The organism is Aquibacillus halophilus, from assembly GCF_009649745.1.
Taxonomy (GTDB): domain Bacteria; phylum Bacillota; class Bacilli; order Bacillales; family Amphibacillaceae; genus Aquibacillus; species Aquibacillus halophilus.
This window is the reverse complement of sequence record NZ_WJNG01000008.1, coordinates 98224-122760: the sequence shown is the minus strand read 5'-3', so window position 1 is coordinate 122760 and position 24537 is coordinate 98224. Positions and strand designations below refer to the sequence as shown.

Here is a 24537-nt window from a genome sequence, read left to right as displayed (position 1 = left end):
TTATAACCTCTGATTTCTTATAGATTCCGCCAGTACGCGTGCGCAGCTTGCTTCCACTTCAGGTTTAAAGGATATCGTGCCTCTAATACCTTCACGTTTTTCTGCCAAGTAGTCTGCCATTTTCGCCAACAGTGTTTTGTTCGTCAAATAGTTGGGGCAGTTTTCCATCAGGTGCAACAGCACATCATCTACTTCAACCTCTTTGGAGAGTTCAAAAAGAGCATAAAGTAAGGCACGAAGCGGTGTCCCTGCAATTTCAGCATCTCCTGACATTATAGAGCTTTTAAACTCGGTCGATAGCTTCAATCGTGCAGAATTGGCTTTGGAGCTGTCGCTCATCAACTGGTCAAACTGATAGACTTTGAAGGCTTTGGCAAAGTTCTGGTAGTTATCCAGTGTCTTGGCACCCAGATGCTCCATCTCCGCCATTTTAAGGTAAAATCGTTCCACAGCCTGCAGTTTCTGCCATTCCCCTCTTTCAAATCCCACTGGGACAAGAAACTGGACGGCGGTCTGGACCGCAAATTCAATCAGTTCATCAACAAAAGTCTTTTTACTTTTTTGACGAGGCGCTTCGGCCTCTGTGACCATATCCTTACCGTCGATACGGGAATATGCTGTAAGCACTTTCAGAGCAGCAGCATATCCAGCCATCTGTAAGTCAACATCCGTATATAGCCCTTCGGAACCTTGATCCCGCACTTTTTTATCCAGTCCAATCAACGATTCCACCTGCTCTCTAACCGCGTCCTCAATCTCCCAACCCAAATCATCACGGAAGGTTTCTATCTCTTGATGTCGCTTCCGAAGAATCAAAATAATGGTTCCTTTGACATTTGCTCCTTGACGCAAAGCTGAATCAGTTTCCGTTACCACATACCAAGCCGCCGTGACTTGTAAGCCGCTCGCCCAGATAATGTTTGCCATGTCAGCCCAAATAGCCCCACTTTGATGGGTAAACATTAAAACCTGAATGCCATTGTCCGGCATTTTTTGGGCCATCTTACGGTAGGCAGCCACCATGCCTTGCCGGAAACCCTCATCCTCTCCTTTAATTGCAAGCGAGCGTCGACTGTCCCAGTTCCACTGTTCGAATTCCTTAGGAGGATTCTTTCGCAGCCAAGCTATAAAGAACTCTGTGATTTCTTCATATTTTACTGCATCACCATATGGTGGATCTGTAACATATATGTCGTTTTCGACTTCAAGTTCTTGAGCGGGATGGGAGTTGACTCTTGTCTCAAATTGACATGGAAATGATTTAAAGTTATCAGCTGTAAAAAATTCTTCCAACCATTCACTTCCTCTGCATCCATAGCTATAGATGGTATTTAAAGCTTGATTATAGAAAACATTTTGAGTTTTCCCTGCTCGGCCTGGCCCTGGATATGAACTCCACCTACACAATTTAGCATTATAATCAAGAATGCGCCCAAACTGAGGATATTCATATGCTTCCAACCGTTTTCGGAATAAGGCACCAACCAACAACTGTCTCGGATTAAACAAATGGTGCCAATGGGTCCACCCACGCTCGCGAATTGGCTGATCAGTGTTATATCCCTTTTCAATAACCATATCTGGAATATAACCTTTTTCCTGCCACTCCTCGAGATGTTCACGGACATAGTCTATTACTTTTTTCTCTCGAGCCAAATCTTCATCTGTGACCGAACGGAATTCGTATATATCACCTCGTCCACTCTGCCTTGGGCGCATCCACATCACAGCATAAAGCCGCTCTTGAAAGATGTCGTCTGGACGTGGTGAAAAATCAGTCTTCTCCCACATCCGCAAACGATTTTTATTTTTTTTACCTTCTCTATAATCACCACGAATTGTACTTATCTTTGTACGGTATGTAGTACTCCCGTTTGGTGAATGAACAACTTCTCCACCTTGCACAGTCCCATTATCCGCTTCGTCAATTTCTTCTTTATTTTTAACATATTTAACAACTATATTGTATCTTTTCTCTTCTGGAACCGGAATTAAATCGCCTATGACTCCATAACCACGACTAATAATTAAACTTGGAATTAGTGGTACCATCCACCCTGATTCGGGGCACTTGACTTCAACACAATACAGATATGCCTTTGCCCTCCAACCGTTGCCATCAGTTTCAACATCTAACACATCGATTTCCTTTTGAACCTGCTTAACCTTTTTTTTCTGAGCATTATGCAATTCTGCACGTTTCTCATTGGAGGCACCGACAATGTTGAGGCCACTCCAGGTTAGCATACAAGCAATAGGGTTTAGGTCAGAAGCATAAACATCACACCCCAATCGCGCCGCCTCAAAGGGTATCTGCCCTGATCCAGAGAAAACATCGGCAAACTTTGGACGCCGACCAAAGCGAGCGATCCCCATTTGTTTGATCAGATCAGGAAAGGAAGTTGCTGAAGTACCAAGGTGTTTATTCACTCGATCCCAAACATGTAGGAAAAGATGCTCACCAACTTCTTCAGGACGTTTAGCATTCTTTACCTGTTCATTATATGGAAGAACTAATAATTGATCGATTGTATTTCTTTTTGACGTAGGAAGTTTTTCTTCAAGTCTTTTTTTCATAGACCCTAAGTCCATCCCCATTAAAAGTTCAAAAATTTCCAGATCCTTAAGCCGATCCTCAGAGGCAGGAAGCAATGAACCTAGTATGCAAGCCTTATTCAGAATAAGTGGCTTTCTACCTTTCCAATAACTTCCAAGTGCAGTGAGAGTTTTACCTGAACCTGCCATCTGCTCCTTATAACTCTCAGCCGATATCTTCTGCACTGGAAAAAGATGTTCAATCAGTGCCGGTTTGTCTTTCCATTCAAATGGTACTAGTGCCATCAGATATCTCCCTTTTCTATGAAATCAAATAAAGTCACTTTTTGTTCTTGTCTCTTTTTTTTTGTCTTGGCTTCTTTCTTAGGCCCCAACCTAATATTAGTACCATCAGATAAAGCACAGTAGAGTGCTTTACGCCAACCTCGCAAGGACTGATTGTCTTGTCCAGCCTCCGAGGCTGTTTTGCTGTAAAGCCACCAGCGCTCCTCAGGACGCAATGCCATCCACTTTTGGCAAATTACAAGGCACTCCTCGGGTGAAGCGTGCTCTGCCGCCCAGCCAAGGACGCACAACTCTTTGCCCAAAAAGCGGTCAAGCTTAACTTTTCCTGTTTTCCAACTGCCGGTACTTTGCTTTTTATTTTTTAAGCGTGCATTAAAGTCTCGTCTGATGTCATCCCGGATTTTGGTCCAAAGTTCACGAGCCAAAACCAGTCTGCATTCAATCGTTTCACGGTGAGCTTCATCGCCGTCAAAGCCGAAATCTTCAAAAATACGAATAGCATCCCTCGGAGTTGCGGGAATTTCCACATAAAAATGATGCATGCCAAATTCTGTTGGAGCTCCAAAATCTTTAGTTATACTCATTTTTGTTCTACCTCTCCATTGCCTATTTCAATACCGAACTGCTTGGAAAATTGCTCCAAATCATAGCCGGTTAGTGTATAGACTTTTTTAAATGTCATAATCACAGGTGCATCCGGGCTTAGGAGGGTTTGAAGGTGTGCCAGCTCTGTTTCAATAAACTCTGCACTAATCTTAATTTCGCCAAGAGAAAGATTGATTGTCTTTGGTGAAGATCCCAACATCAGCATCACCTGTTCAAATTCGATACCTTTCTCCTTAGCCATCTTCAGACCCTCATACGTTTTCGAGGAACTATCTAAGCGCTTTGGGGATGGGCTTACTAGTATAGCTGGTGCGTCTTTAATAATAGGGACTTCCTTGGATCCGGACTTGGCAAAGGTAAAGTTCCGCTTTTCCTCAAGATCATCACACTCAGCAAATACATAAACTGTTGTTTCTTCATTCCCTAATTGAATGGGATCTGTATAGTCTATTCCGTTCCGGGCTTCTGACCCGTCCAAAGTGTACTTAATAGAACCTTTCGGTGCTACAAAAAGCTCTACTGTTCGGGAATCTTCGTTAAATCTATTGCGCAGTGTTAGATTGTTCTTCCATGTTTTGGGAGCACCGGTCAGGTTTTTTCCAGTTGGATCAACGGCAATGAACTGAACACGCAACGCTTTGGTTGCCAGTGTATTATCACTAAGTACCGGACTGGTTTCAGAAACATCACCGTCTTCTGCATAGTGGATTCGTGGACTTTTGCCTGCATTCGCTACATCAATTTTCAAACGTACAGTACCAGAATCATCTGGAGAAGAGTCTTCACTAAAAATGACCTCTGTTGTTTTTGGTTTCGGCTTTTTCGTAATGTAGCCATTCCCCAAATCTTCCCATACACCACGCTGGTAGGCTTCAATGGTCAGCTGATCAAATCCACGGCTAGGAAGCCACGGCATTTGAGTCTTCTGTTTGATTTTGTCCAGCAAGTCAGTCTTGCGTACCTCATCCTGATAGCCGAATAGCAACGATTCTGCTCTAGCGCGAAGTGCATCAAAGTTTTCAGTGATCTCGGTGTATAATTTCATGGGATCTGAAGTCAGAGTTTTTACAATCTGCCGTTCACCATTATAGGGTTCATTTGACGGATATGTGCTATCGAGTGCTTTCGGTCGAAGCATATCTTCGCCCCGATTGTTTCCCGGAAAGAAAAGTTTATCGAAAATCGAAAGAACGGTGGTATGGAAATCCTGTTCATATTGAGCTTTCTTTTCATCAAGCTCTTTTCGTTGCGGGTGTGAATCAGGAATTTCATTATCTGCTTTTGTTACTGCGTAGACATGGCGGGCGGCTTTTTCAATGCCGGCAATAGATGACTTGTCGCCAGTCAATACTAGTACATTATTTTTGTTAACCAGTCCCTTGAAAAAATTAGTAACAACGCCCGGAGGAGTCTTTCCATCTGGACTTATAATCAAAAGTGCCCGTCCTGTTTTAAGAACAGCCGCTGCATCATCCATTTCAGGCAAAGGTAACACTTTTTCATACGCTTCTTTGGTTACCGGTTTATACATCTCGTTAAGGCTAAGTCGTATCAGTTCATCAACCTTGTTTTGCGGAGCTTTATCCGCATACCCCTGGAGCTTTTTCGTTAAATTTTCCTGATGACTGAAATAGTTACGTCCTTCTTGGGTCTGATGCATATACCAGACGGATTTTTGAAGCTCACTGAATGCAGTCCTATAACCGCTTCCTTGGTGATTAGGATCAATCAAGCATTCAAACATTTCACTTTCAGTAAGCCCTTTTACAGAATTGACGGCAGTTGAAAGACTGGTCGTGAGCAAAAGGGTCCCAACTTGTTTTGCATAATGATTCCCGCTGTTAATATCTATAATCTGCGCATGGGCACTATCAGTGGAATCCCAGAGGTCTCTTGCAATCACATCCCTCATTTCTGAAATTTCAGTCAGCTTATCACGAACATCGTGAATGGAAAGATCAAAATGCTGAGCACCAATCAGATACACGTCCTCGCTGCTTTCCCAGACGGACCTCAAAAGACGTGAAACCAATTCCATCAAACCACGCGTTTGTTTGAACTTCTCGTTTTCCTTAAAAAGGGCAACAATACTCTTAAAGCTTGGATGGAAGGGATATGTTGATTCGATATCATTAGCCAAAGCCTCAGCACTTCTTTCAACCGTCTTTGCCTTTGCTGCTTCTGCCAGCCTTGCCGCATAGATTGAGGCAATCTCTGCTATCTCACTGTTGTCCGGCAACGAAAGAAAGAGACGTTTGCGAAGAATTTCATATATTTCATTAGATTCCAGATTAACAGGAGTAATAGATACTTCTGCACGTCCCAGTTCCTGTGTAGCATCATCTAGAGCGCGTTGGATTAACTTCCCACCAGTATCGTAGGCGGCATCAAGGTCAGATACCACAATACAAACATTTTTCTTCTTTTGAGCTGCAGTCAGCATATTGGAAAATGCTCTTGTAACCACATCAGCAATCGTTCCATGCCCTAAAACCTGAGTGCTGTAATAATGGAAATATGGGGGCAGCTCATCCAAGAGGATTAGAATAGGCTCTTCGCCATCGAAAAGATCTACCCATGACTTTTCATCCGGAGCCTTTGCACCCGATTCCCAAAATTCCTTGAAGAGACTCTCTTTGCCTAGTTGACGTGCAATTTCTCCCCAGAAATAAGTGTTCGGATTGTTACGCCCATTAAAAGCGGCTATCTTTGCCGAATCAAAATCCGACTGATATGGCAGGGAGCCTATTTGTCTCTCCCGAAGGGCTGAATCTTTTGCCAGGAGTCCAAATCCAACCATTAAGTGCGTCTTACCTCCACCCATAGCCTGTTTAAGATGGAAAACTGTATCGTTTGACTTCCCGGCAAGTCGTGCAATACCTTTGGAAAGAAGGTTTTTCATCCCATCTGTGATGAATGTTTTCTTAAAATATTCATGCCCGTTGGTATCATGAATGATCTCATCCAGTTTCTCAATCTGATCTCCTACATTTATTTCAAGTGCCTTTGGTTGTAATTGACATGCTGATTTGACTGTTTTCATTATATATACTCCTCCCTTTTCTCCTTACCCAGCAAGGGTGTTAGGTTTATAAATGCGTGGAGATTATAAAAGCTTCTATTATCAAATGTATTTGCGTGGTATTACGTAGCTATGCTTTTCTATCTGCTGGATTTTGCTCACAACCACACAATAGGAACTCGCTTCTCTGTTTCATCTGTGGCTTTTTAGCGTTCTTTCATCTAACAAACTCAGCAACTATGTAAAACTTCAAAGTTAAAACGAGTTCAAAGGCTTAAGACTAGCTACAATTGCTAAATGCGTCTATACTGTGCTTCGGGCCATAAAGTTGATTTCGCTATGACGGCTTAAATAAAATTACAGTCATAGATCCATTGGAGATTTTTTCTTAACAATATATATTAGCCCAAGCTCTTATCTTTGTTCACCTTAGATAAATTGCTTAATAGTAAAGCTATTTTGAGTACAATCGATAAATATTATTATACTAATTCTATCGTTGTATTAATAAAAGACGCAAGGGAATAGATATATAATAATCATACAATTTTTTCGGGACTTTTTACATAATCTCGTACCCTTATAAAACACTATTTTAAACACCCCTATTAATTGCCTTTCACCAATGAACAAATAGACTGTCAGTCTTAATTTTTCATTAAGTGATTACAGAAGTCTACTATTCACATTTTAGTGTTAAGCCGACGAAATCGTCTTGAAAAATGACCCATCAATTAATTCACGATAAGATCGGTTATTTTGGGGTGAATTGAGTTTCTATGTTTGAACCCTATTTCAAATAAACCACTACATTAGTTATATACAATTCTTCCACAAAGGAACTTAAAATTGAAGATATTTGTAGCGTTGATTGTGTCTACTCCGCAATATAAGTTGACTTATATATTGCAACAATAAAACGTTTTATCTCGGAGTTTTTTATGTATTATCTCACTGAATGTTGAATACTCATCCCTAGAACTTCTTCCCAAAATGGTGTAAAATCTAGACTTAAACGAACTTCTTCAAATTCTTCTTCAAACCTCTCTTGAAATGGGAATTTGTCAGTACTGTGAGAAATTACAACTTGCAACTCATCCAATGCTTTATCTGCTCGACTAACAACTAGGTGTTCAAAGTCAGGTTCCCATCCTTCATCCCATAAAATAAACCCTTCATCTTGCAAAGCATGTAATTTAGCAAAATCCTCTTGCTCACCAACGAAACCACCAATAGATGAACTTTTTCGATAGTGATACAATATAGTAACTACATATGGTGATAATTTTTTTAGTTGTTCCCTTGCACTTTTAACTGATTCAATAAATGTTTCCCATTCGTCCATTTGAGCATAGTCATACCTGAATTTCTTCAGTGTCTTTCATTTGGCGTAATGCTTCAATTTCCTTTTGTGCATGAGCTAAGTCTTTTTCTGTATCCATAATAGCCTCTCTATACTCTGCTAACTCCTCTTCTAATGCTTTCAATTCCTCTAATGTTACAACTTTTCTATCAGACATTTCATTTACAAATGGGATAAGGATCTCTTCATTAAATATCTCTGCTCTAGTATTAAACCTAACCATTTGTACTTTCCCGACACCTTTTTCAATCATAGCTTCAGCTATTCGTTGTAAATCTTTCACATCATCCAAGGTTATGATTTGATTCCAAGAACGGTAAGGTGTGCTATCTAGAGCGTGATAATCTAGTGGCGGAACAATAACTGGGACAAGTGCTTTTTGATTGATCCATGTAGCTCCTAATTCACACAAACAAAATTGGCTCTAAAAAATTTGGTGTAATTAATGGTAAAATTATGTCTGCTTCTTCCATACCTTTTCTAATTTGCTCGATCCAATTTTCTCTGTATGTAAGTTGCTCGTCCGAAGTCAGAAAAAATTTTCTCTAGTTAGGTTGAATTGCGTTTGTAAGAAGTCCATTAGTCTTATTGCAAAATTACCATCGTTTGTAGAGTGACTTATAAAGATTTTTGTCATTTAACCTTTCCTCCAAGTCCTAATATTTCTCATAAAAAAACAGAGTCTAGCCTCTGTAATTTTAACTTATATATATACTTTGTAAAAGGCTTTTTACTAATTTTTCCATGCCAAGTTCCCCAAAGAAGGTTTCAGACGCCCTGTGTGGACACATGTTCACGCAGGGCGTCTGGAACCTTCTTATACAATCCACGGTTATAGGCATACTCATGCGAGAGTATTGATATACAAAAAGATATCAATTTATTTTCTAAGTGAACCGTTTGTGTCATAGTGATATTGAGACAACCTTAAGGAACTATTCTAACGTCTGAATAGGCTACACTAAGTTGGATAGTTAAAAGAGAAACTATTTATACATTTGAGGAAATTGAAATGGTTGGATTAGAGCTAATTTAAAGGAAGGACAGGTAAATATTCCTGTCCTTCCTTTAAATTAGCTCTCTTAATAGAAACACCACTGAAGGAGGATCAACACACTGGTCTTTCTAAGGATTGGTGCCAGGAACCACATTCAGTATAAAGCCAAATTAAAAAACCCCCTACCTTTGAGGCAGAGGATTAACAGTGTTCGACAATTCTACTTTTCTTGTACTTCTTTCAAAGTCTTCCCATTAGCAAGTTTCCACGATGTAAGACCATTTGAACTTCTACCAAATACAAGGCTAGATGCAGCTGATGGACTGCTAAATTCGTAATCTTGTGTGAATGTTAAAAATTCACCATGTCTAACTAATATTTGTTTATCAATCAATTCATCCCTTAAATTAACTGTGCCACTTTTTACTGAATTACTAAATTCCGATGAAACAATTCCACCTTTTTCTACTAGGAATCCAGAATCTGTTGGGTAACCCACTGCCTTCAATCCTGTTATAGTTTCTATATAATAATTCTCATCAGCTAAAACAGATGGTGAAACTTTTTCAACTAATCCCCAGGTATCAACAAGTAATTGTAGAAGTTGGTGTTGCCGTTTTTTAACTACTTCAGGTGTCCATTCATTCATTTGGATAACCTGTGATGTTAATGCGAATGATGTAACACCACTAGAAGCCTGAAAATACGATGCTTTTTTCTTTTCAAAGTCAAAATTCTTAGCTTTGGAATTTTTTTGACGTGTTAGTAACACTAAGTTACCCAGCTTATGCACACAATCCTCAGTTTTATCAAAAACCTTTAACCACTCACTACCCTCATTTGGTTTCTGCGGAAGTACATGTTCTACCGTGATAACAGAATGATTATAATATGGCTGTCCTTTTGTTAATAAAGAGTCTAATCGTAGAAGAATATACCTTTTAGCAGTGTCTTTTAAACTAATATATACATCACCATTAAGTTGACTAATTACATCAATACGTTCCTCATTTGATAACTCAAGTGTGGACCTTTCAGAGAAAACATCTACACCAATTTCCATTTCCTTTAACACCTGTGAATATTTAGACATACGCCAGTTAAAATTACGACGTAAAATCATACTTGTTGCCGCAAATGTCTCTAATCGAAGTAGGAACTCCTCAAATTGTTCTCCGATATGGTATGTATAATACATAGCTACTGTAAGCCAATCTGCATTATCAATCTGATTCATCAAACTCAACATTTTTATCATTTTAGGATCATTTTGGTAAAATGTTTGATAATCAACTAATTTTAAATAAATTTCACTATATGGAATTAAATAATCATCTATAAATTCCTTGCCATTCAATTGCGAAAATATTAAATTATACTCATCTTTAATATTTCTGCTACCCTTTCGTTTCTGAATGATCATACGAATATGCTCAAATAATTTATTAAATCGTTCACGTCCAAGCGCTACTTCCGCTTCTTCCCATTTTGCTGTATAGTCATTCTGCTCTTCATCAGAGACGTCGCCTATTGCACGAGCCTTTATGATGTCACTAGGCATTAAATCCAACCCTCTATCATTTAAAACAGTGAAAATTCGAAAGGCAGAGTCAAAACTAGGTGTGGAAACTATAACCAAATAACAGAGCCCATAAATAATACCAGGTAAAGTCTTAACTACATCGGAATCCGCTTCATTAAGCTGATCAATAAAATAAATAGCATTATCACGTATATATTTCTGGCTATCTGTTTTAACCTCTGTATCTTGTTTAAGTTTAATAGTAGCCCCATCTTCTTGAATATACTTTTGAAAAAAAGATTGATCGCGCTTTCGTAACTCAATACGATATCTATCCTTAGTTTGAAGGAGAAAATTTCCTTGTCTGGCTAACATATTCTTAATACTGTTAGCGTATTCTCCTCCTAAGTAATCACGTAATACGGCCAGTAATATCGTCAAAGTTGTCAATCGTTGTTGCCCATCAAGAACTTCGTAATAAGCTTCTGCTTTTTTTACAAGCACAATGCTACCTAAAAAATAAGGCTCTTTAACTTTCGCAATATTGGCTTCTTTAATAGATTGATGCTCTATATAGTCAAATAGATCATCTAATAATTCACCAGCCTCTTCAGGAGTCCAAGAGTATGGCCGCTGAACTGATGGTATAGTAAAAAGAAAATCATCTGAAAAAACTTTATGTAATGGCATTTCTTCTGCATTAAGTGTTTTTTCCATTATATTCATTCCTCTTTTTAGTTTTGTACATAAATTGTAACACTAGTCCTTTGATCAGGTAATTAAATTAGGTTTAATTTTCTATTATGTTTTTAATCAAGCTGTGTTGATGCTACTTCAGCTGCAGCACTGCTGAGTTCCTTTGCTATTGCAATAAGTTGTAAGACATCATTATAAAGCTGTTTTAGATGATAATCTGATATATCCAATATTGGCTCAAACATAAAAGAATTAAGATGAATGTTTTCAGGTGTCATGATATTTACTCTTTCTAACACCTTTATACTTTGAGAATCGTCTGGAAAAAGGTTTTTATATTTACCAAAAAGTTTCCCAGTTTGGTTCTTCTTTAGATTAGTTACAAACTCATCATCATTAATTATTGAAATCATGTACTTTTCCGCATTAAGTCTAATAGCTATAGACATAACCACCTTATTTTCAAGGTTTGCTATAGACTCTGCTTGCGAATTTACTACATCATTAGCTACTTCCAAAATTACGTCATAGATTGCTCTATCCTTATTTGATAATTCAAGTTCATCTAAATCTCTAAAAACGGACTTGTATATGTCTTCCAGTTCACCAATTGTTAAAGATAATGTTGTTTCTTTTATATGAAGAATCGATGTTAATTTGTTGAAGTTGTCTTTGTCTCCTATATATTCGGCAATATTTCTAGCAAAAGTTACTGAAGCAATTAGTTTTGTATTATCATTCAAATTACTTTTCCAATTTTTTAGTGGATTACTTATATATTTATAACTTAAACTTTCTAATTTTATATGGTCATCTTCTTTCAATGCCATATATGAACCTTCATATTTACTATTGCCACTAATTCTTTCCTGAACTGTCCTAAAAAAATCAAAGTTATGAGTCAATATAATAGAGTAAAAATTATCATGCAGAGATACATCCTTCAAATATTCAATGATTGCATACTTATTCTTATAATCAAAAGAGTCTGCTATATCATCAATTATAAAAAAGGTCTCTAAGCCTTGTTTCTTCCTAGACTCTATTTCAAAAATAATATTTAACAAATATAGAGTTCTTCTTTCCCCTTGGCTTAAAACCCTTAAAAGTAAGTCCTCATCCACATTTTCAGGTCTTTCCTCAAAAAAATACTCAATATTAGGTGCTGCATCATTAAGAACTGTATCTGCTTTATTTTTTATTCCAATTTTATATGGAACATAAAATCTTCTGTTAAATATTTCAATTACATTTTCCCAGTCAGTTTGTTGATTTCTAGCCTTATCAATAATTTCTTTGATTTTTGTTTGTCCTTTTTTATATTCAGCAACAAGGTTTTGGTACTCCTCTATATTATTCCTTAAATACGATATCCATAGCCTCTGCTTGAACCCTTCTAAATCAGCTAATTCAGTTAAAACATCCTGATTCTCGAATAAATACTCTCTGAATTCCCTCAGTTGGTTATTTGAAATTTTCTTATCAATCTTTTCAAAAATGCCTTGTAGTGTTTTATCCTGTAAAATTTCTTCTTTTGCGGACATAATTAACTTTAAAAATTCCTTTGGATCAGATATCTCTTTTTTCTGACCATCTATATTTAAATTTATGGAATGTTCAGCTTTAAAAAAGCCATTACTATTAAGATTCTTTTGAACAGTGGTGGCATGAAAATGATTAAAGTCCTTTTTTAGAATTGCTGAGTTACTAATTAGTTCATCATACTTTTCTATGTACTCTTTTATTTCCCTTTTAAAATCTCCTGTTTCAAGAAAGGAAACTACCTTTTCGTTGAATATTTTATTAAAAATAATATGGGAATACTCAAAATCACTTTCTTTATCTATTTTGTCTTCAAGCTCACATAAAAGTTGAAGTAAATTATTCTTTTCTTGACCAAAAGAACTACTTAGTTCTTCTTCGATATCCTTATTCAACCCTGATGGTATCTTTAAAATCTCAATCAAATTCTCCTTTTCTATTGCAATCTTTTCATGAACTTTTTCATATTGTTTTCTTAAATCATCACTTACTAATAATGTGGAAATTCTGTCTGACTTATACGACTTTTCGTAGGGTCTAATAACAAATACTGATTCTGTAGGAATTTCACTTCCATCATCAGTTATTATTTTTCTTATAGACTTTTTATTAGGATAAATAAGGTCTGAAGATTCCACACTATTACTATAATCATCAAATACATTCGCAAAAGATGTTTTCATCACCCCATTTGGAGCATAGATAACTTGTGTGGATTTACCTTTAGTGAAATCAAACTCATTTTCTAAGCTACTGATACCATAACAATTCTTAATTTCAACTTTTAATTTAACCATAATGCACTCCCTCCTTTTAGAACTTCTTTCTCCCCCTATTCAAGTAATTTCGACATCACAGTCTAATTCCCTTTTTTAACCAATTAAAAGGTTACCTTTAATTTAAGCCAAATTTTCTTGGAGTTTAATATTTGAACTCTAAGGTTGGAGCACCTTAATCGACGTTAATATGATGAGGTATGGTTGTCAGTGGGTATGTTTTTTTATTTTTAAAGAATAACAGGATTTCCCTAGTATATTGCAGAAGATTTCTATTAAGTAATAATTTAGCATAAAGAAGAAAAGGAGAAACTTATATGACTAGAAGTAAAGAGGGGTTTTCAGAAAAAGATATACAAGACATACTCGTTGTTCATCCAGAGATAATTGAAGATGGATTACAATTTATTAAAAAAGAAGAAGTTTTATATGGTAGAAGAATAGATTTATTACTAAAGGATACTAACGGTAAAGAAGTTCTTGTAGAACTTAAAAATACAGAAATAACATACGAGCATATTGGTCAATTAATTTGGTATGCTGGAGCAATGATTCGAGAAGGTCAGAAAATTCCAAGAACAATACTAATAGGTAGAAAGGTTCACCCAGTATTACACACAGCATTTAATCACTATGGTATAGAATGGCGTGAATATAGTCCAGAATATCTTATTAATTATTTAAGAGAGACAAATTCTTTATTGTTTCCTAAATATGAACATATTCATATTAATAAAAAATTATCAACAAAAAAAGTCGGGGTAGCTCCTCCTAAAACACAAATACCCCTAGATTATGCAGAATTAATTTACCATTCCGCACAAAAATTACAAGAGTGGTTTTTTTCTAGTTATATCCCGATACAACGTTTTGATGATTATCACATAGTTTTTAACGACAAAGTAGAAGAATCCATTAGGAATTCAGGTAATTGGATTGGTAATCAAAGACGATTTTCTATTGTCGGTACAGAATACACCTATGAAGGAACAATCTATTTCGGAACATCCGGCAATAATGGGAAAAATAATTATCCAGAAGGGAAAGACCCAGTTTATTTATCAGTAGATATAGGAAGTTCTTCTAAAAGTGGAGAAATATTCATGCCAAAAAACCATACACATTCATTAAAGATACCTTTGCATGATTTTATACAAGAGCATACAGGTAACATCAATATTAATCTTCCAATTAAAGGACCTGGATTGAAAGATAAAAAAGAATATATTTATAGTAAAATTGATGATTGGAATATTGAGCGTTCTTTTATTTTTCTACATGAGAAACCTGATATCGAATTGCTGTGGAACTTTTCTAGGTCAGTTATAGCAATAGCATTCTTAAAACAAAAGGTTAAAAATCGAGTTAAGACTTAAAAGATTTCTAAAAACATAGGCACAATAATTGGTTGTTTACTTTTATTAACGATCCAATTCCGAAGAACAATTAGAGTATAAGGATCAAGCTTTCCAAGCACGGCTTTCATCGTCACAAAGGAAACGCCCCAAAAACTGGCTGCCCTCGTTGCATATAATGCAGCCGGGACCTTCGACTTAAATGAATTCATGTTCATTCCTTTCAGTAAGAGACTAGTAGTCTATCTATCCTCACCCTTTTCTAAGATACTTTTTAGAACATACCAGAGCTCAACCTCTCTCTCCCCCACATCCCCTTCCAACTATCCCTCGCCCTCATTTGTGCACTCACATACCTTTGATAATATTTATAAGGTGGATGATAGATATAAGCAACATGGGCTAATCCTTCTTCCAGTAATAGCTCATTTATCATCATCCCGTCGACCCACACGTAAGCTAGCAATCTACCATAGTCATCATAACGCGGGCCGTCGTATTCCAACTGCACGTGTTTTCCTGTCAGTACCTCTCTCACCCTAGCGACCGCTTTATCACCGAAGGGCTCGTCTGGAATATCGGGGTGGGTGGTCTCGGGCGCATCGATTAATAGCAGCCGCACATCAACTGTATTTCCGTTCAAATACACTTCAATCGTGTCCGCATCAATGACTCGTTTTACCAATGCCATCTCCATCGATTCCAGGTTTAGCACCCCGGTTGCATTCTCATTCGATACCTGCGTTGGTTCTTTTGCCTCCACCTGTGAATCACTTCCCTCGTTCACCAAGCTATTGCTATCTACGATCACGTTAGGCTCCTTCATATTTTTCCCTCTTCTCATTCTTTTTAAAATTTTGGAATCTACCAAATTCCTTTAAAAATCTAACTCCACACTTCACTCCCCATCCTCTCTAATTACCGATGCACTTGCTTTTTCACGAATCCATCCATCAATAGCTTCCATGGAGAAAAGAATTTTTCGTCCGAATCGGATGTGTGGAAAGCTCCCCTCTCGAACTAAATCATAAATCGTATCTGTGTGTACTCCTAAGTATTCTGCTACTTGATGAACCGTGATTGTACAACGTTCCATTTGTTTCATCCTCCTTCATGTGTCTTTCAATTGTATAATCGTTTCACGGGTAGCTATTAGGTGTCTATGTCGGGTGCAATTGGGTGGAGATGAGGATATCGTCAGCCTAATGAAGGTAGAAACTGTAAAAAAGGGGACTGACCCTCCTAATAGACACTTGTCCATGAGAAAAGTCTGACCCCATCAATTAGCATCATTGCTTAATTTAGTTAATAAGCTTTTCAATCTCTGTTAAAATGAACTCATACGGTCAAGTTATCAGGAGTCCTATAATGGTTTAGTAGAGGAGAATTTAAGATGACAAAACAACGAAATTGGGCAGGCAATTATATATACAGTGCCACGAATTGGCATACACCTGAAACAGTTGCCGAAGTGCAGCAGCTTGTGAAAAAATGTAACCACTTAAAAGTAGTCGGCTCTCGTCACTCATTTAACGATATTGCTGACTCAACAGAGAATATGGTCTCCCTTGAGAAACTGAATAAAGTGGTATCTTTTGACAGCAAGCATCGCAAAATTACCATTGAAGCAGGGATGAAGTACAGTGAGGTTTGTCAATACCTTGATGGAACTGGTCTGGCACTCCATAACCTTGCATCACTTCCGCACATTTCTGTTGCAGGAGCTTGTGCAACGGCAACACACGGATCGGGGGATAAAAATGGAAACCTGGCTACCATTGTAAGTGCAATAGAATTCGTTAATGGGCATGGTGAGATAGTTTCCATCTCACGTGAAGAAAATGAAGAAGAAATAAAAGCATTAGCCGTTAGTCTTGGTGCAGCGGGAATTATTACAAAGCTTACACTAGATCTAATCCCATATTTTCAGGTAAGACAAGACGTTTATGAAAACTTATCCTTCCATAATTTCAACGAAAATAATGAAGCGATTTTTTCAAGCGGTTATAGTGTCAGTTTATTTACCGATTGGAAGAGTGAGTGTTTTAGACAAGTCTGGCTGAAGCGTGCTATTACGAACAAGGACACAGTTAAATTAACATCCCAATTTTACGGTGCCCAATTGGCAACAGAAAAATTACACCCTCTTGCTGGTCTCGAACCGGATTCCTGTACGGATCAATTAGGTATTCCTGGACCTTGGCATGATCGATTAGCACATTTTCGCATAAACTTCACACCGAGCAGTGGGGAAGAGTTACAGAGTGAATATATTATCCCTCGGAAATATATCGGTAATGCAGTTGAGGCATTGAGTCCATTAGGTAAGGAAATCGCACCATTGTTACTAGTGTCTGAGATTCGTAGTATCGCCGCTGATGATCTATGGATGAGTATGAACTATAAACAGGAATCGATAGCAATACACTTTACTTGGAAGGATGATTGGGAAGGAGTAAAGCAAGTGTTGCCAAAAATAGAGACAGCGCTTGAAGCCTTCCATGCCAGACCACACTGGGGAAAATTATTTACGATGGACCCAAAGAGGGTGCAATCATTTTATGAGAAATTGCCTGAATTCAAGAATTTAGTGCAGAAGCATGACCCTGAAGGGAAATTCCGCAATGAATTTTTAAATAAATATATCTTTGGATAAACTGATTGGGACAGGGGGACAGGCTCCTTGTCCCGCTTAGCCCTTTGCCTGTCCATGAGGATGGTCAGACCCCATCAACTTGGCACCACATCATCCTATTTTTTTCATAAACCGGATTTAAAACCTAGAAAGAAGCTGTCCGTTATCTTATGCTTGTCCTTTTTAAAGTTGCTTTATAGAACAGACTAGAGCCAAACTGTCTCTCCCCCCATTCCCTTCCAACTACCTTGCTCTCCCTTTGAAAATTCCATCAACTAAAAAAAGGACAAGGGCGCGTTTTGGCCCCTGTCCAGTGAAGGAAGGATGAAATACTTTTGGTGAGTTTCTTAAAAACATTCTGTAGCATTATCCATTGCTAACACCTCATTTAAGGAATTTGCTAATGGTTATCTACATTCACTTGTTTGTCGATCACCAACACCTCATTTGCATGAAGATTGTGATTCCTACCTTAACTTTTTTGGTTAAAGTTCATCCAAGTTGTCTCTCACTGACACCTCATTTATTTCTTTTTTTCCTTCCTACATAACTTAGAATGTCTAATAATGTGGGTTTTATTCAGGATAAGAAGAAGGTTCCTTTCCCTGTTCTTTAAGCTTCTCCTCCAAATAATTACGCAAAGTCGCTACTGCAGCTTCATCAGAGGTAGGACCAAGTTTTATCGTCTCTTCAAACTGCTCATGACTGAAAGCTAGGTCAGCTTGAATAACTTCTGGTGTTAATCCAGAAAGCTTGAAGTTGTCTAATAATTCTTTCCCCACATGGTTTTTTTGTTCAGGAGTTAGACTCATTTTATCACCTCCATTTAGGTTATCTTGTCATCATTTTTCCCCAATTTCTTTTTCTTACTACTGATTAGCTTTTCTTCCGGTCATCTCCCTAAGTTTTGAAAAACATAATAAAAAAGCTACATACTTTCCCCAAAAGCCAACACAAACCCGATGCATTTTCACACATATTTCTTTCAGTAATTCATTTATTAGGATTTGTTGTTATGTTCCACATTTATGACGACATTTCCCTTCTTGTGTCCTTTCTCGACATATCTATGTGCTTCAACTATTTCTTGAAACTCATAGTATCTATCAATGACCACTTTTAATTTTCCTGCCTCAACAAGTTCTTTGAGGAAGTCTAGGGCTTCGGAGGTTTCAGGTGAATTTTGACCCAAAATTAATTTCCTGCTGCTTGTCAATTTAGTCCATAGCATTCTAACACCTGGTAACGGTACTGTGACATTTATATAGGTTCCGTCCTTTTTTAGCGATTTCATACAAGCAGCAAACGAACTCTTGTCTACCGCTTCAAAGATAACGTCGTAAGTCTCACCTTTACTAGAGAAATCTTCGGTAGTGTAATCAATTACCTTATCGGCTCCTAGAGATTTTACCATTTCTAAATTCGTGGTACTGCATACTCCTGTAACTATTGCTCCAAGATATTTGGCAATTTGTACTGCATAGCTACCCACACTTCCTAAAGCGCCATAGACAAGAACCTTTTGACCATTCTGAATGTTGGCTTTTCTAAGATGAAATAATGCTGTGCGCGCCCCTATTGGAATAGCTGCGGCTTCCTCAAAAGATAAATTGTTGGGTTTAATAGATACTGGTCCGTCTTCAGGTAGGCACTTATACTCGGCATAAGCACCAAAACCCACTAGGGAAGCTGCAAAAATTTGGTCACCTTCTTTGAATCGCTTGGCATCTTTTCCTACTGACTCAACTTCTCCAGCTAACTCCATCCCCAATATATCTTTTTTTGGTTGTCTAAAACCCAATGCTATTCGGGCGAGCAGCCACACTGGGAGAGGAACTGTAAGACTCCGTGCACGAATATCTGCTACTGTTACAGTTGTTGCTTTTACTTTTACCAATATTTCATTTTCCTTAGGAATAGGTTTTTCTACCTCTTTCAGTTGAAGGACTTCGGGGGGACCGTACTTTGTGTACACAATTGCTTTCATTCTGATCACCTCTAATATGTTATATTTATTAATATGATACAAATATTGCGTATTACGAATAAATAGACCAACGTTTCACTCTTCAATAAATGTTCTTAGACTATCGTGCGGTTTAGTTGATTGTTAGATAATGAATCGATGGACACATCATTATGCCGCTTGCGGATAGCCCATTCGGCCACGGTCAAATTGATTACCCAGCCCGCACCCATTAATAGCGCTTCGCCGAACTCGCTCGGTGGTCCAATGACCAATGTCCCCCCCAAAAGAGTCAGAACCTGGGTACCAGCACCAAGCCCAATCGCATAGCCTCTAATCATCCATGCACGATGCCGGATCACGTCCCCTCGTAGGATCTTGGCAAAGCCGAGGAGGATGGACACAACCATAGCGGACCCAAACAGGAGCCGCAATGCATAAAGCAGTTCGGTTCCTTCCGGGCGGGGATAGAACAGGGTCAACCACAGACCTGAAAGCCCAGCCAATAGTCCGCATAGAACCAGGAGCCGCCCGGCCGCGCGATGCCAGCCGGGCCTGCGTCTCCGGAAACCAGTTGAGAACTGGAACGCGCCCAGAATGGAAAATACGCTAGCGCTAATGATATGCAACACCACCGGCAGGGGCGACGCAAAGAACCGCGCGTTGTCCGGCGTGATTTCCGCGCCGCCCGCCAGCTCGGTCAGACGGAAGGCCCCTGCGGCGATCGGAACGGCGCTCAACACGAGCAGTGCGACGATGAGCCACTTTGACGATACTGCTTTTGTCGGCGCCTTGGTTTTCTGATGCTTAGGTTTCCCTATTTCATTATGCTGAGGAAAATCGTTGGCTTGATCTAAGTCCAGTTCTTTCCATACTTCTCTTGTGTCCGACCAAACAAAATATCCCAACCAAATTAATGCTATTCCCATCGGCATCGCCAAAATCCGGTCAAACGGATGAGGAATGATTGCAGCAGCGAGAGTCGCTAAAGAAGCGAAGGAAAGCAATACGCCCACCAAACGTGGAAAAACTCTAGCACGTATTGTCGCAATTCCAAGTAAGAGGCCACCAAGCATATAGAGCACTCCGGCTATTGGCGCTAACACTGTGAAAATCCCAATATTAACCTCACTAGCTCCTCCTCCAAAGATTCCTACTATCCCCTCCACAAATTGAGGTGCAGCATTTGTGAGTAACGGCAAAACAAATGCTTCAATGAAACTAAAAATCATTGAAACTAACCAAAAAAGACTAAAGATTAAAAATCCGATTAGACCAAGCCAACCGGTCTCTTCCACTTGTTTAAGATAGATTCCTATAATTCCTATCAAGCTGAAGAGGGACATAGCACTGGTCAAGCACGCAACCATAACCCATTTGCTTGTGTTAACTGATGTTATGCTATCTGAAGGATGAATGAATTGAATGACGATGTACAGAATCCCTGCCATTATTGCAAATATGCCTAAGCAACGGATTAGGTCCATACTTGTAACTTTGTATTTATGTTTCTTTTTTTTGTAATTATTGTTCATTTCTTTACCTCCTTTTTACAAAAAGATCATTACTCCTTAACATTCATTTGTTAAACTAATTAGGAAATTTCCAGAAAAATACTTGGGATAAGGTGATACGATGGAACATTTTAAAGTAATTGAAAAATCTTTAGTCTATATTGAGAATAATATAGAGGAATCACTATCATTGGATTCTGTTGCAAATCGGTTCAACCTCTCTAAATACTATTTTCATAGACTTTTTTCCGCGATGATGGGTTGTTCATTAAACCAATACTTACTATCAAGAAGATTAAATGCATCAGTAGAATTAATTCAAAATGAAAACCGATCCTTAACAGATATTGCATATCAACTTAATTTTGGAACTCCATCATCCTTCACCCGTGCTTTTAAACGCGAATACGGGATCACACCAAGCTTACTCAGGGGAAAAAATGAAACGATACCTCAATTGCCAATTCCATCAGTGGTTCAAAGAATGATAAAAAACATCAATGGTGATATTGTCACCGATTTTACTCTTGAAGAATTCAAAGCTGTTCGAATATGCGGAATCGCATTTGAAGTTGATATAGCAACTGAAGATTATAAGGCAAAAATTCAGGCTCATTCTAAAATGCTTTTAAACAACATAGACAAGACAATTAATGGATCCTGTTATGTCATCTATTCAAACTGTCAACCTAATTCAACTCAATTCAAAGTTTTGTTCGGGATTCCACATGATATACAGATTGAAAAACCCTATTATTTCACCTTTGATGTTCCGCAATTTTTTTGCGCTAAGTTCAAATATTTTGGTGATCTCATCGACATAGGAGATGTCTTTATGACAGACTTTGCTAGATTCCTAAAAATTTCAAGAGAAGATACGGATAATTCAGATATTGAACTTATTCAAGTCTTTGAGAATCTTCACAACCTTGATTCAACCTATCACATATACGTACCCATTAAAAAACACCAAATAGAATAGGTTATTACTATCTGTTTGTCTTTTATAGCCCAGTCCTCCAGTCTATTTTATAAATTTTATTGCTGATAAAAAGATAACATCATACGTTTAAAAAGACTTTCCAAATCTTGCGGTAATGTGTTCTACGTAATATGAAGAGTATTCTGCAAATGCAAAAAGGCACCTCTATTAGATGCCTCGCAGATCATACCTATTGATTACTAAAATAAGAAAGTGTGATTTTTCACCTTTTCTAATACATACTAAAAGAACTCTTTAAAATTGATAGTTTATTTCTAATTGGCTCATTTTTAGGTCCCCTCTTGATTTAGGTACATTCGAACATATGCTGTAGCTATGTCCTCGGCCTTCTTTTTTACGATATCAGTAAAAATACCTATTTCCAGGAGTTCGCTGTCTAAAGTTATAGAACTTACTCCTTCAAGCTTTTTTGCCGAATGAATAATTGTATTTTATCCTCAAGATCAGGATGAATCACATCTAACTCAACTCTTTAAATATATACTCTGATAATACAGTAGCCAACCATTGGATGTCTTACTTGTCCATCTTTATCCGAAGAAAACTGTACCTGGTACCATAAAAGGACAAAAAGGTTAGTTTATCTTTTCACTGTCGACATTAATGTGCCAAGTAGACAAATGTCCTTTTGTAGTGCCTGACACCTTAATTTAAATGATATCTAAATTTTTATATTTCCATTTTCACTTTTAAAATGTCATCAGAAACCATTAAGTAGAAAGCTTGTTCATCTATATCTTCTTTCTTAACCGGTTTACCATTTAAACGATTGCTGTAGAATTCTGCTAAATTAAGTTCTTCATAAAAACTATTGTATTTATTAATTCCCACTCCTTTTAACATCTCATATTGTTGAACCGCTTCGTAGTTCTTTAGTGGTTTATTTCTAGACTCGTCTACTTCTTTCGCTGTTTTGAAAAGTTTACATTCCACAACAGTTGTTGGTTCATTTCTTACTATAAAATACAGCTTCTGGTTGTTTAAGCTATCTATCGTGTCCTCGTTTTCCGACAAATTATATAATTGGTATTTTAGCTTTTCTATACCCTTTTCTTCTAAAATACTCTTTAATTTATCCCCTGAGTGTACGATTACCATATAATCACCTCGCAATGATATCATCTCCGAAAGAAAAAGATACTATTACCCAATACGAAGAAAAAGTCAGTTTTTTTGAAATAGAAAACGGGACAGGGGGACAGGCTCCTTGTCCCCCTTAGCCCTTTGGCTTGTACACTCTTTAAGTGAAATCTTTATGACCATACTTCATTACAGATACCTCGTTCCGGTTGGACTTAGATTCACTATATTATAGTAGTTTTCCCACACAAATAATCTACTGGCGCCAATTTCCAAAGTTACTAAGTCAACTCAATATTATATTCTTTTAATAAATCCTTGAAAGCGGGTCTCTCATTCCCGTCTCTTCCAACAACATGTGTTGCCGTCACTAATGAGTTCAAAATAGCCTCTTCAGTAGCTTCACCAATTGCTCGGAAGGCTAAATCAATATCTTCGTCATGAATCATTGGAACCGAAATACAACTCGATGTTTTGTCATGAGGGATTTTAGTAGCTGTGGAAAAACCAATTACTACTTCCCCACTCCCATTTGTGATAATAGAACCAGTACGAGATAGCCCTGTTACTGATCTTTTTAGTATTCTGTTTAATTGCCTTTCAGATACAGGGAGGTCTGTAGCAACTATTACAATTACTGAACCTTTATCTTTTTCTTCACGCGATTGAAGGATGGCATCCTTTAATTCTTCCCCAACAGCCTTTCCGTTTACCTTTAAGTCACTTAATATACCAAAATTAGATAATACCAAAACACCCATTGTGTATGTCCCATGCTCCATTTTCATTAGCCTTGAGGAAGTACCAATACCACCTTTTAATGAATAACAAAGCATTCCAGTACCTGCTCCAACAGAGCCTTCTTTTGCCTCTTCTGAAGTATTTTCCAATGCTTTAATAACATGTTCCTTCCTAATGTTCCTGGCTCGAACATCATTTAGTAGCATGTCATTACATTCACATACTACTGGATTAATCGTTCCTGTTGTTCTTCCAATTTCAGGGTTATGTTCTAGCATATATCCGATCAATGCATCTGCGGCTGTTCCAATACTTAATGTATTCGTTAAAATAATTGGAGATTCTAATGTACCTAACTCATTAATTTGGATTGTCCCCATTGTTTTACCAAACCCATTAATGATGTGGCTCGAGGCAATTAACTTTTCCCTAAAAATATTTCCTTGATGAGGTAAAATAGCTGTAACACCTGTTTGAGTATCATTATCGCTAAGAGTTACATGACCAACAGTTACTCCTTCAACATCGGTAATTGAATTGTAGTATCCCGTTACTAATTTTCCAATCTTAACTCCATAATCTCTAATTCGTTTTTGGGTAGACATCGTTTTCCGCCTCAAATCTATAGTTCTTTGCTATTTTTGTTAGTTGCATGATAGCACCTGTTAAGCTTACTTGATAACTTATTCATGATCCTTTTTTACATATTTAACAAGCTTTTTTAGATCACCAATTTTCACTCCAAAAAAAGGTTCCTTTACCCCGTGATTTTGATAAATTTTCTTTTGTTTGTTCAGACCCTAAATCTTCAAGCTTTTGCATGATTTCTTCATAAGTCATTAGTTTGCTCCTTTGTACTTCTCGACTTTTTTCTGAAT

18 protein-coding genes and 1 pseudogene are annotated in these 24537 nt (G+C 37.7%); 3 read left to right on the top strand and 16 right to left on the bottom strand.

The annotated features are described in order from the left end of the window. The 7 genes from GH741_RS11635 to GH741_RS11605 form a co-directional block, all read right to left on the bottom strand. Positions 1–2841 (bottom strand): anti-phage-associated DUF1156 domain-containing protein, encoded by a 2841-nt coding sequence (locus GH741_RS11635; protein ID WP_153736959.1) that lies wholly within the window; start codon positions 2839–2841, stop codon positions 1–3. Continuing rightward, positions 2841–3425: an anti-phage-associated DUF3780 domain-containing protein gene (locus GH741_RS11630; protein WP_153736958.1), complete on the bottom strand. Its 585-nt coding sequence runs from the start codon at positions 3423–3425 to the stop codon at positions 2841–2843. Before GH741_RS11630 ends, GH741_RS11635 begins: the two co-directional genes overlap by 1 nt. Then, the gene (locus tag GH741_RS11625; RefSeq protein ID WP_153736957.1) at positions 3422–6490 is read right to left on the bottom strand and encodes an anti-phage-associated DUF499 domain-containing protein; all 3069 of its coding nucleotides are present in this window, start codon (positions 6488–6490) and stop codon (positions 3422–3424) included. The genes GH741_RS11630 and GH741_RS11625 overlap by 4 nt, the downstream gene beginning before the upstream one ends. A 925-nt stretch (positions 6491–7415) precedes the next feature. Further along, complete coding sequence (locus GH741_RS11620) at positions 7416–7814, bottom strand: hypothetical protein (RefSeq protein WP_153736956.1); 399 nt, start codon at positions 7812–7814, stop codon at positions 7416–7418. A gap of 10 nt (positions 7815–7824) precedes the next feature. Beyond that, positions 7825–8244: a hypothetical protein gene (locus tag GH741_RS11615; protein ID WP_153736955.1), complete on the bottom strand. Its 420-nt coding sequence runs from the start codon at positions 8242–8244 to the stop codon at positions 7825–7827. A gap of 805 nt (positions 8245–9049) precedes the next feature. Continuing rightward, complete coding sequence (locus GH741_RS11610; protein ID WP_170287618.1) at positions 9050–11068, bottom strand: DUF4357 domain-containing protein; 2019 nt, start codon at positions 11066–11068, stop codon at positions 9050–9052. Positions 11069–11160: 92 nt separating this feature from the next. Next, positions 11161–13386 (bottom strand): ATP-binding protein, encoded by a 2226-nt coding sequence (locus GH741_RS11605; RefSeq protein ID WP_153736954.1) that lies wholly within the window; start codon positions 13384–13386, stop codon positions 11161–11163. Between the two features lie 296 nt (positions 13387–13682). On the opposite strand from GH741_RS11605, the gene GH741_RS11600 reads away from it, so the two are divergent. Continuing rightward, complete coding sequence (locus GH741_RS11600) at positions 13683–14741, top strand: endonuclease NucS domain-containing protein (protein WP_153736953.1); 1059 nt, start codon at positions 13683–13685, stop codon at positions 14739–14741. Here the strand turns inward: GH741_RS11600 and GH741_RS11595 are convergent. The 3 genes from GH741_RS11595 to GH741_RS11585 form a co-directional block, all read right to left on the bottom strand. Next, on the bottom strand, positions 14738–14932 hold the full coding sequence (locus tag GH741_RS11595; RefSeq protein WP_153736952.1) for a hypothetical protein: 195 nt from the start codon (positions 14930–14932) through the stop codon (positions 14738–14740). The genes GH741_RS11600 and GH741_RS11595 overlap by 4 nt on opposite strands. 62 nt (positions 14933–14994) lie before the next feature. Next, positions 14995–15546 carry a thermonuclease family protein gene (locus GH741_RS11590; RefSeq protein WP_170287617.1) on the bottom strand — a complete coding sequence of 184 codons (552 nt, stop codon included), beginning with the start codon at positions 15544–15546 and terminating at the stop codon, positions 14995–14997. 72 nt (positions 15547–15618) lie between these two features. Then, entirely contained in the window at positions 15619–15816 is a 198-nt protein-coding gene (locus GH741_RS11585; RefSeq protein WP_153736950.1) for a helix-turn-helix domain-containing protein, read from the bottom strand. Positions 15817–16113: 297 nt separating this feature from the next. Here GH741_RS11585 and GH741_RS11580 point away from each other — a divergent pair, with 297 nt between their 5' ends. Beyond that, positions 16114–17376, top strand: coding sequence for an FAD-binding protein (locus GH741_RS11580; protein WP_153736949.1), 1263 nt, complete (start codon positions 16114–16116; stop codon positions 17374–17376). Between the two features lie 554 nt (positions 17377–17930). Here the strand turns inward: GH741_RS11580 and GH741_RS11575 are convergent. The 3 genes from GH741_RS11575 to GH741_RS21770 form a co-directional block, all read right to left on the bottom strand. Beyond that, on the bottom strand, positions 17931–18167 hold the full coding sequence (locus GH741_RS11575; protein WP_153736948.1) for a DUF2316 family protein: 237 nt from the start codon (positions 18165–18167) through the stop codon (positions 17931–17933). A 188-nt stretch (positions 18168–18355) separates the two neighbouring features. Further along, positions 18356–19342 (bottom strand): NAD(P)-dependent alcohol dehydrogenase, encoded by a 987-nt coding sequence (locus GH741_RS11570; protein WP_153736947.1) that lies wholly within the window; start codon positions 19340–19342, stop codon positions 18356–18358. Positions 19343–19437: 95 nt separating this feature from the next. Next, positions 19438–20856, bottom strand: a complete 1419-nt coding sequence (locus GH741_RS21770) for a DUF2306 domain-containing protein (RefSeq protein WP_205677329.1) — start codon at positions 20854–20856, stop codon at positions 19438–19440. A gap of 100 nt (positions 20857–20956) precedes the next feature. Here GH741_RS21770 and GH741_RS11560 point away from each other — a divergent pair, with 100 nt between their 5' ends. Next, positions 20957–21817, top strand: coding sequence for a helix-turn-helix domain-containing protein (locus tag GH741_RS11560; protein ID WP_153736946.1), 861 nt, complete (start codon positions 20957–20959; stop codon positions 21815–21817). Positions 21818–22507: 690 nt separating this feature from the next. On the opposite strand, the gene GH741_RS11555 is transcribed toward GH741_RS11560, so the two are convergent. The 3 genes and pseudogenes from GH741_RS11555 to GH741_RS11545 form a co-directional block, all read right to left on the bottom strand. Next, entirely contained in the window at positions 22508–22936 is a 429-nt protein-coding gene (locus GH741_RS11555) for a hypothetical protein (protein WP_153736945.1), read from the bottom strand. A 263-nt stretch (positions 22937–23199) separates the two neighbouring features. Further along, positions 23200–24264 (bottom strand): DmpA family aminopeptidase, encoded by a 1065-nt coding sequence (locus tag GH741_RS11550; RefSeq protein ID WP_153736944.1) that lies wholly within the window; start codon positions 24262–24264, stop codon positions 23200–23202. Positions 24265–24345: 81 nt separating this feature from the next. After that, positions 24346–24499: pseudogene (locus tag GH741_RS11545) on the bottom strand (DNA alkylation repair protein); the annotation flags it as partial. Positions 24500–24537 lie beyond the last annotated feature (38 nt).